Here is a 9,490-nt window from a genome sequence, read left to right as displayed (position 1 = left end):
TTTCTGTATATATGTTAATATATATATGTAGATATATTGAAATATATATTAATATTCAAGGAGGGCTATCGTTGTATAAAGATAATATAATTTAAAAATTGATGAAAGTATTTTCTTAGCTAAAAAAACACTCGTAGAAAATATTTATAATCAAGCTCGATTAGAAAATATAAATATCACATTCCCTGATACTAAAACCATAATGGAAGGAATGAGCGTTTCTGGATTATCTGTTGATGAATTTCAAAAAGTAATAAATTTGAGAAATGCTTGGAAATTTATTTTCGATACTATGAGCGATTCTCTAACTATAGAATACATTACTAATATCCATTCTATAGTCACATATGGTGAAATTGCCTCAATCTATGGTTAACACTCTTAGAACTGGTTCTGTGAGCATTGGCGGTTCATTTTATGTTCCTAAAATACCTGATAAAGAGTCTGTTAAAAATAAAATTAATTCTATATTTACTAGAAATACTTCTTTAACAGAAAAAGCCTTAGATTATTTCTTATATTCTTGCAGAGCTCAGCTATTTTGGGATGGTAATAAAAGAACTTCGTTAATCTGCACAAATAAATTCATGATAGAAAACGGTATTGGTGTTCTTATCATTGAAGAAAAGCATATACGCCGTTTTAACAAATTGATGATTCAATATTATGAAACTGCTGATAGTTCAAAAATCAAACGATTTTTATACGATAATTGTATTATCGGAATTGATTACGCTAATTAATATATCTAAATAGATATCTAAATATATATATTAAAAGATATATATTTAGATATCATAAAAAGGGGATAGAAAATGAAGACAATCACAGTTAACATAGATAAAGGCGGTACTGGTAAAAGTTCATTTGTATATAACTATGCCTATTATCTTGCCAGAGAAAATAAAAAGGTTTTACTAATTGATAGTGATGATTCCTGCAATTTAACGCTTTCATTTCCTAAAGCTATAACCACAGGATATAATACTTCTATTGCTGACATTTTCAATAAAAAAGAGGTCAACATTTTAAATGTAGATACAAACATTGATTTGATTCCGGGCTCGCCTTTAGCTAATGATGACAGTTTAGATATCAAATCAAAACAAAATAATTGTATGCTTCTTTTTATGTACATTGCAGATCATATAAACACTTTCAATCAATACGATTATATTTTGATAGATACACACAATGATGATAGTTTAGTTACTTGTAATTGCATTGCTGTTTCTGATATTGTTCTGGCTGTGTGCGATCCATCTAAAAATGGATATCGCGCATGGAAACAGCTTATAAAGACAATTGAACGATTAAAAGAAGAACTGATAGACGTTATTTCTAGAAAGAGTTACATCACTACAGAAGGCTATTTAGTAGCTAATATGATTAATTTTGTAGGGAATAATGTTGATAAAGTCAGCAAGAAGTTTTTAGATACTATTGTAGATCATGATCGCTATCTTGGATTAGTTCCTAGAAAAACTCTAATAGGTAATAGCCTAATGGAAAATACAGATATTTTTTCTGCTAGAGATCAAATGACAGCATCAGAAAAAGAAAAACAGACTAAGTTTTATAATAATATTGAATCTTTATTTAAAAAGATTACCGATTTAGTAGATAACAAATAGGAGTGAATATAATGCCAGATTTTACACAATTCAACAAACAACCCAATAATTTAAATGAATCTGTAGAGAAGGAAAATACTCTTTACGAAGAACAACGAAAAAAAGAAATTTCTGTAGATCATCAACAAAAAAGCAACATCCCTATGCCAAAAGCAAAAAAAGAAGAAAAAGAAGAATCTTTATTTATACGCATAAAAAACAAAGATAAATTACAAAAACTAGCTAAAAAATCAAATGTTAGCATGAAAGAATTAATTGAATTTTGGATTGATAACGCTGATTTATAAGATAGGAGGGGAAACTGTCATGGATGATTTTAAACAAAAATCAGATGAAAAACCTGCTTATATAGAAACAGATGCTGCACCATATCTAAAAGCAAGATTGGATGTACTAAAAATAGTAAAACTGCATGAGACTTTTAATTCTAAAACAATTGATAGAATTAATAAAGCTTTAAATATAAACCTATATGATTGGCAAATTGATTATTTAAGAGGTAATGATAATGCTTTAATCGGTAAGGGTAGAGGAGCAGGAAAAACGTACGTTAAATTTATTAGGATTTTTATGTCCTATGATGATGATATTATATATAGAACACATTATGACAAAGATATGTATGACGATATTAGTGAAGCTATTAGTCCAGATTATTCTTCCTCGTTCCATATTTTAAAATATAATTTAAAATTATATGATGATATTATAAATAAACCTCTTAAAAAAGCTGGATTTAAAACAATAAATATTATATTTTAACAGATAGGGCAACTATTTTTTCAAATATCATAATTTGACTGATATTTACAATCATGTTAATATTTAAAAGAAGAAGAAATTCAAGAGGATAACCAAAGAGCACTAGCGGGCTGGCTAGTGCTCTTCTTTTACGTTCTATTCAGATTAACGGGTAGACTTGCTGTCTTTTTTGACAATTTTGCAATCAAGCCATTTGCAGATGTAGTGGGCTGCTACTTCTGCCGCAATTGCAAAAATAAAATTAACAAAGAAATTCAAGACGACAACCTCCTCCCCTTGCCAGAATAGCCGGGGTAGCAGACAGCGATCCAATTATATCATAAATACTTGACTTCTTTTTTTATGGTCCTTTTTGTTTACTGTAAAAAGCTAATTATTTTGATAAAATTAAAATATATCATTCTTATATGAGGAGCGAATTTTAATGTATAACAATAATAATTGGCAAAATGATTTTCAAAGACAACAAGAACTAAATAATGCTAGTAATCGAATCGCTGCCGCTCTTGCAGCACAGAAAAATGAAGACAGAAAACATCTATTGCGTATTGAAATTGCAAAAGCAACAGATAGAAGAGTAAAAGCGGAATTACAATCTATGCTTGATGAGATTGAGAAAAAAGAAAAAAGAAATAAAATTATTGCATTTATTCTCTTATTTATCGTTATGGCTGTTGCTGCTTTTGTAGGATTCTTTTTCTATAATCAACATCTTTCTAATAAATCTACTATTAGCAACAACGCTGCAGCAATAAGCAGCACTAATATATCTTCTGATAGTAATCCTAGAAATAATATTGATACTAAGCAATTAACACAAGAACAGGTTAAAAAATGGGTCTATTATCATATGAAAAAGGATAATCCTAATATTTCTGGATCAAGTGCTTATGATTTTAGTATAGTACCTAATCAAGATAGTGAATTAGAAATATCTGTATCATCTGGAGGAACTCCTGTAAATGATTATTTAATTGATTCAAGTGGGGATTTATATAAAATATCATCAGGACAAAAGACATTGCTATCTAAGAATTGGGATGTTCCTAACAATTTTGAATTAGATGAACCTACTCAAACATCAACATCTAGCACATTAGCTGCTAATGATATATCTTTTTCAAGTCAATCACAAGTTAATTCTAATAATATAAGTGATGAAAAGATTAGAAGTGAAGTAGCTAATATTGTTGATAACAAATGGAAAAATGCTTCACAGAAACATCCTTATGAAATAGTTATTAATAGAGATACGCCTGAAAAAGGTATAATTAACATTGTTGTTAATCCTACTGATGTACAGACAGATGCTATAGATGCTTTTAGAATAAACAAAAATGGAGAATTGGAAGAATCTAGTAGATTTGTTCCTCCTTATAAGATGGGAGATTGGATTCCAATTGATACAGCTACACAAACACAAGCTGATGAAGTTAGAAATATAATGATTAAAAATCAAAATCTAGATCCTAATGTTTTAAATAGTATTTCTGATGAAGAAATATTAGCAGCTAATGCAGGAAATGCAACTAATTCTCAAATAGCAGAAACTGCTCAAAATTTAATAAATAAATATCCTGAATTAAGCAGTAAAAATATATTGGAAAATATAGAGAATTATACAAAAGATGATGCACGTATATATTTAAGCAATATTAATGCTGAATATATCGGTAATGAATCTTATGAATATTCTAGTAATATAGAAAAGGATAAAGTTATACGAACTGAGCCAATTGCTGGTACTGAAATAAAAAAAGGAGATATTGTAAGAGTTATTTATTCTAAAGGACCTGATCCTAATACTTTAAAGTAACACTATTCAATAAATAGAATTACTTTTTTAGGATTGTGTTTTGAATTTCATCAATTTTTGAAAAAAATATGTATACAGGGGAGGCGCCTTAGCGCACTCCCCTTTTATATATTTATCTTATTTATCAATTTTAATGTTTTATTTATTTTAGAAAAAATGAACCTTAGAGTCTCAAGGGATTAAAAGAAAATATGCCGACAAAATGTGCTTAATATGCCGACAAAATGTGCTTAATACAACTACAAAATGTGCTATTAAACGCCGTTTTTTTTGTTGTTGCGCCATTATTTTTTATTAAATGCGATATTTTTGTTGACGAGTCGTTGTTTTGTGGTAAAATAAAAACCATAGGGAGCTCACCTTGTTCTCTCGTTAATTTTTCCGGCAAGAAAAATTTAAATGAATTAAATATAGAAAGAAAGGAGGATACCCTATGGTCTCATCTTCTATTTCTGATGAACAAAATTCTCAGAAAATAGCTTTTATTTGTGATAATGAAGAGGATGACAGAAGTGTCACCCCTGATGAAGAAATTATATCACAAAAGGCGGTTATAATTCAAATGGAAGATTTAGATAAAGCTATTAACCATGAAAGTAACGATTTGATAAAAGCTATACCTAAAGGAAGAGCTACAACACTAAAACTTTTTGAGATAGCTGTATCAATTATAAATCCATTAGAACCACCAAAAAACAATACAATTTATATTGATAAGAATGTTTTATTGAGTTTTTTTAATAATGATAAATATAAATATGCGTATTTAAAGCGTATGATAAAACAATTTGTAGGTGACTTAATATTTGATTTTTCTAAGTCTGAAGAAGAAGGAGATATAGTTGCTGCAATTTCAAGAGCAACTTGGAGAAAAACAGATAATTATGTATCTATAAAATTTTCTGACGATATTATGCCGTACTTGATAGATTTATCATCAGACTATACAAAATATAGTGCTAAAGAAATTAGTAGATTAGATAGTAAATACAGCATAGTACTTTATAGATGGTTAATGATGAATTATAGCAAGTACAAAAAATATAAAAATAAGAAGTGTAAAAATCCTATTATTACAATTTCTGAAATCAGAAGATTAACTGAAACTGTTGATAAATATAAAAAGTTTAGCGATTTTGAAGGTCGAGTATTAAATCATTCTACTAAAGAAATAAATGAACATACTTCAATATTTATTAGATACGAAAAGATTAAGAAAGGAAGAAATATTGAAAGCATTCAATTTTTTATTGATGATAATTTCAAAAATATGCCTAAAAATTCTGATGATTTAAAACCTAGACAGACAAAAGAAGAAAGAGAACAACAGCGTAAGGTTAATGCCGCTGATGCTATGGCTAGTGAATATACTCAAATTTTGTTCCAAAATCGTTTTTTAGGACCTTTGGACTTTATGGACGTTTCTTTGATGGATAGACTACAAACTGATTTATATCCTTTATATGATGAACTTAAAACAAAAGTCAGTTTAAAAGGAAATTCAGATATGAAGCTTGTTAAAGAACATATTGAACATGTATCAAAATATAAAGATCATCCTGTAAGTGGAATAAATGATATTGTTGCTTATTTACGTACTACCGTTTCAAATTATTTAAAAGATAAAACGAATTTCTTGAATTAATTGAACAAGGTAGGCTCCCTATAAATATTATGAAGGGAGTCTTGTAAATGCAGGGCGAATTGATAAAAAATAATTTGGGATATTTGAGAGAAAGTCAAAAAATAAGCAAAAGTAAACTTTCTAAATTAAGCGGTGTTAATAAGCGGTCAATTCAAAGAATAGAAAATGAAAATCATATTCCGTCTTTAAAAAATGCTTATTCCATTTGCGAAGCTTTAGGTGTTTCTATCTATGATGTTTTCCCAGTTGAAAGTATTTTAAATGATAAGAAATTAGAAACAAAAGTAGTTGTATCATTAGAAAATATGAAAACTACTAGAGAGAACGCAAATGGTAAATAAAATTGTTGTTACCAATAATCTTCGCAAGATTAGAAAGAATCAGGGGATGAGTCAGGAAAGGCTAGCCGTACGATCTGGAATATCTAAACAAACTATTATCTTAATAGAAAAAGGCGATAGGCTACCATCTCTAAAAACAGCTTATGCTATTAGTAGTGCTTTGAGAGTTTCTATTTATGATATCTTTCCATTTCAAAGTATCTGGATCAATAAGGATCATCAAAAATTAATGTAGTTAGGAGAGTAAGATAATGAACGAAAGTATTTTTAGAGAAGCCTCTAGGCGTTATCGAGATTTTAAAGCCAGAGGATTTATCGTAAAAGAAGGGAATATCAATGGACGTGATATTTACCAAGCTTTTGTTAAGGAGGTTGCCGCAGAAAAAAGCGGCAGCTCCTACAATAATCCGTGGGGCGCAAAAGCTTATGAGAAGGCTTTTAATACTAAAGTTGATTACTTTTCTAACGAAACTTTAGATGATCTAATAAAAGAAAGATATGATCGGATTGTTGAAAAGTATAAATCAGAAATAAAAGCTGAACTAGATATTGGCGGATTCTATGATATGTTTGAAAAATACGGAACAAGTAGAACTAAGGGATTTGATCCTTATTTGCTTGATTCTCTTGAAACTTTAGAGGAACTTATTGATTTTTGTAGAGCGGCGGATGGTATTGAAATTTTTATGTTTAGAAAAGCACGTGGAAGAAATAGGCGTGAAGAATCTGACATGATTGAGCAATATCAAAATGAATTAAGTATGAATTTAAAAGCTCTTATAAATGAAATGAGCATGTTAAAGTATGATCTCGCTTCTTAAAGAATTGTTTGGAGGAAATAGATATGAGTAAAGAAGATAAAAAAATAGCCGATGATTTACAAGCTGAATTAAAAAAAGTATTGGGGTTGGAATATTTAACTAAGAAAAAGCTGGATGCTTATAATGCTAATCTATTTCTATTGAAAGACATATGGAAAAATAATAAGCAGTCTCAAATTAAATATCTTGGTTGGGATGATCCCGAAAAAATACCTTTTTATCCAGAAGCTGACTCTTTTAAAGCATCAAGTTCATTATGTAAATACAACACAGATAAGCTAGTTATGAATGCTGAAATGATCGAGTATGATTTTACAGAAGCTTATACAAACATCATGAGAATCTATAAATTACCTTCAAACACATATCTAAAAAACAAGCCTACTACAGATAAAGTTTTGGGTAGAATGAGCGAACATCAAGCGAATCCTTCAAAACACCCTTATCGTGAATTATCTACATTTTGGTTTATACAAATGGATATAGAAGCTATCAGAAAAGAAAGTACTTATGCAAAAAAAGGATCAATGCTTAGTCTTTATGGTGATGTTTTAAGTGCTAGAAATCTAATATTAAGTGAAATTGAACTGAAATTAATTTTTGATTTTTATAATGTAAAAAAATTAGAAGTTACTGACGGTCATATGTTTAGAACCAGAAAGGGAATGTTAGATGACTATTTTCAAAGAGTGGATAAATTAAAAGATATAGAAGCTTTTAGAAAAAATAAAACATATAAAAAAATGCGTAATAACCTTTACGGACAAATAGGAAAATTAGAACTAGGAGATTATGGAAAAAAAGTATTCAGCTTCCCAATATATAATAGAGCGCTTTCATCTATGGTAGCAGGCGTTTTTAGAGATATGATGATTAGATTTGAACAAAAATATGTAAATAGTGAATATGACCTATTGTTTATAAGAACGGATGGTATTTATTTTAGAAAAGAAGTACCGGAATTTGAAATTCTAGCATCTAAAGGAGTAGTTAAAAAGAAAATACACACTATAGGAGATCAAGAGTTTCAAATGGCAGAAATGAATACGTATCATTAAGGACGTGATATTTTGAGAGCGAATGATCCTATCATTATTCTTGAAGAGGCTAAATTTATTTGGACTTATGAAGAAATTAAGCGAGCACGTTCGCTTTTTAAACAAGGTATTAAACCTACAATAGTTGCTGAAATATTGGAACAAGATATATTAAATGTTTCTTTATTACTGATTCATTTAATAAACAAAAATTTAATTTAGTAAGGGTGTAACATCTTAAAACTTAGGGTGTTACACCTCTATGGGTGAATAATATGACTATAGCTAAAGATAAACAAAGAAAATTTGTTACGTTAAGAAATACAACGATTGAATATTTAGAAAACAGAGCAAAAGAAGAAACTAAACGAAGAAAAAGAAATGTTACTGTTTCTGAATTATTAGATGAATTAGCAGAAAACGACAAAACAATACGAACAACTTTTAGGTAATGAGGTGTCAAGAACATGAGAAAACTAGATACTAGAGTTTATAACAGTGAATTAGATACTATATGTAAAAGTGATAATCCTAAAGTTTTTATCAGAACAGATTTAATTAAGCGCTTAACTTATGGAGAGTATGAGAAGGAACCTAACAACGGTTTTCAAATAGGGATTGAATCACCTTTTGTTTCTATTTTAGATTTAGATAGATGTGAAGTTTATGTAGATGATGAAATAAATCTAAATGACAATCAGAAGATGATTTTATCAAATTTAAAAAATGATGTTGTTTTAGACGATTATAATTCTGTTTTAGAAGCTATATCAATGGCTATAACTCTTTACTTTGCAGGTTATTATTCAAGCTATATAAATAATGATGAAGAATTTATAGCTGTTATTCAAGCTTTTATGGATTTGTTTAGTTAGGAGAAATTAACATGAGAAATATCTCGACTAGCTTTAAGTATAACGAAGAAGATGCTAGATTGCTCTCCATTATTATGACAACTCAAGCAGAGCAAAAACTTCAAGTATTCCAAGAAGTAGCGGATAAATTAAGTGATTATGCTTATTGGTTTTTACTTTCTACTATGTGGGTGAAAAGTTCTGATTATGCTCCTATTTCTAGTTGGAAGAAATTATTTAGTGAAAAAAGGCTGAATAAAGCAATAAGTTTGATGAAACCTGATGAATTAACTGCTTTTAAAAATTTGCCTAGTAAGCTTACTGTATATCGGGCTCATTCAAAAGATGAAAATGATTGGATCAGCTATACACTTGATTTAAAAACAGCAATAGAATTTGCTGAAAGAAAAAAAGTGAATGAAATTATGGAATATAAAATAAAAAAACATGATTGTCTAGCTTTGTTCTTACGCAGAGGAGAAACAGAGATAATTTGTTTAGATAAAACATTAGCTAAGAAAAAAAGAGTGATAGTCGTTAATGAAGAGGTGTTAGAAGTATGAGTAGATTGATAATAGTC

The 9,490-nt window shown here is 28.9% G+C and carries 14 protein-coding genes; all 14 read left to right on the top strand.

What is annotated here, in order from left to right:
• The first annotated feature begins 395 nt into the window (after positions 1-395).
• The 14 genes from A5816_RS15955 to A5816_RS15895 all read left to right on the top strand — a co-directional run bounded on the left by A5816_RS15955 (position 396) and on the right by A5816_RS15895 (position 9,473).
• Entirely contained in the window at positions 396-743 is a 348-nt protein-coding gene (locus A5816_RS15955; protein WP_143354121.1) for a hypothetical protein, read from the top strand.
• 72 nt (positions 744-815) lie between these two features.
• Positions 816-1,634, top strand: coding sequence for a ParA family protein (locus tag A5816_RS15950; protein WP_086311749.1), 819 nt, complete (start codon positions 816-818; stop codon positions 1,632-1,634).
• A gap of 11 nt (positions 1,635-1,645) precedes the next feature.
• Positions 1,646-1,921, top strand: coding sequence for a RepB family protein (locus A5816_RS15945; protein ID WP_086311748.1), 276 nt, complete (start codon positions 1,646-1,648; stop codon positions 1,919-1,921).
• 19 nt (positions 1,922-1,940) lie between these two features.
• A complete protein-coding gene (locus A5816_RS15940; protein WP_086311747.1) occupies positions 1,941-2,396 on the top strand; it encodes a hypothetical protein in 456 nt (151 codons plus the stop codon).
• A 424-nt stretch (positions 2,397-2,820) separates the two neighbouring features.
• A complete protein-coding gene (locus A5816_RS15935; RefSeq protein WP_086311746.1) occupies positions 2,821-4,212 on the top strand; it encodes a PASTA domain-containing protein in 1,392 nt (463 codons plus the stop codon).
• Positions 4,213-4,645: 433 nt separating this feature from the next.
• Positions 4,646-5,857 (top strand): RepB family plasmid replication initiator protein, encoded by a 1,212-nt coding sequence (locus tag A5816_RS15930; RefSeq protein WP_086311745.1) that lies wholly within the window; start codon positions 4,646-4,648, stop codon positions 5,855-5,857.
• A gap of 47 nt (positions 5,858-5,904) precedes the next feature.
• Positions 5,905-6,198, top strand: a complete 294-nt coding sequence (locus A5816_RS15925) for a helix-turn-helix transcriptional regulator (RefSeq protein ID WP_086311744.1) — start codon at positions 5,905-5,907, stop codon at positions 6,196-6,198.
• The gene (locus A5816_RS15920) at positions 6,188-6,433 is read left to right on the top strand and encodes a helix-turn-helix transcriptional regulator (RefSeq protein WP_086311743.1); all 246 of its coding nucleotides are present in this window, start codon (positions 6,188-6,190) and stop codon (positions 6,431-6,433) included. The genes A5816_RS15925 and A5816_RS15920 overlap by 11 nt, the downstream gene beginning before the upstream one ends.
• 16 nt (positions 6,434-6,449) lie before the next feature.
• Positions 6,450-7,019 (top strand): hypothetical protein, encoded by a 570-nt coding sequence (locus A5816_RS15915; protein WP_086311742.1) that lies wholly within the window; start codon positions 6,450-6,452, stop codon positions 7,017-7,019.
• 23 nt (positions 7,020-7,042) lie between these two features.
• Positions 7,043-8,077 carry a hypothetical protein gene (locus A5816_RS15910; protein WP_179189746.1) on the top strand — a complete coding sequence of 345 codons (1,035 nt, stop codon included), beginning with the start codon at positions 7,043-7,045 and terminating at the stop codon, positions 8,075-8,077.
• A 12-nt stretch (positions 8,078-8,089) separates the two neighbouring features.
• Positions 8,090-8,278 (top strand): hypothetical protein, encoded by a 189-nt coding sequence (locus A5816_RS15905; protein WP_086311740.1) that lies wholly within the window; start codon positions 8,090-8,092, stop codon positions 8,276-8,278.
• 53 nt (positions 8,279-8,331) lie between these two features.
• Positions 8,332-8,508 carry a hypothetical protein gene (locus A5816_RS16430; protein WP_179189745.1) on the top strand — a complete coding sequence of 59 codons (177 nt, stop codon included), beginning with the start codon at positions 8,332-8,334 and terminating at the stop codon, positions 8,506-8,508.
• 15 nt (positions 8,509-8,523) lie between these two features.
• A complete protein-coding gene (locus A5816_RS15900; protein WP_086311739.1) occupies positions 8,524-8,931 on the top strand; it encodes a hypothetical protein in 408 nt (135 codons plus the stop codon).
• An 11-nt stretch (positions 8,932-8,942) separates the two neighbouring features.
• Positions 8,943-9,473: a hypothetical protein gene (locus A5816_RS15895; protein ID WP_086311738.1), complete on the top strand. Its 531-nt coding sequence runs from the start codon at positions 8,943-8,945 to the stop codon at positions 9,471-9,473.
• The last annotated feature ends 17 nt before the right edge of the window (positions 9,474-9,490 follow it).

Source organism: Enterococcus sp. 3G1_DIV0629 (genome assembly GCF_002141285.1).
Taxonomy (GTDB): Bacteria; Bacillota; Bacilli; order Lactobacillales; family Enterococcaceae; genus Enterococcus_B; species Enterococcus_B lactis.
This window is presented reverse-complemented; position numbering and strand designations above follow the sequence as displayed.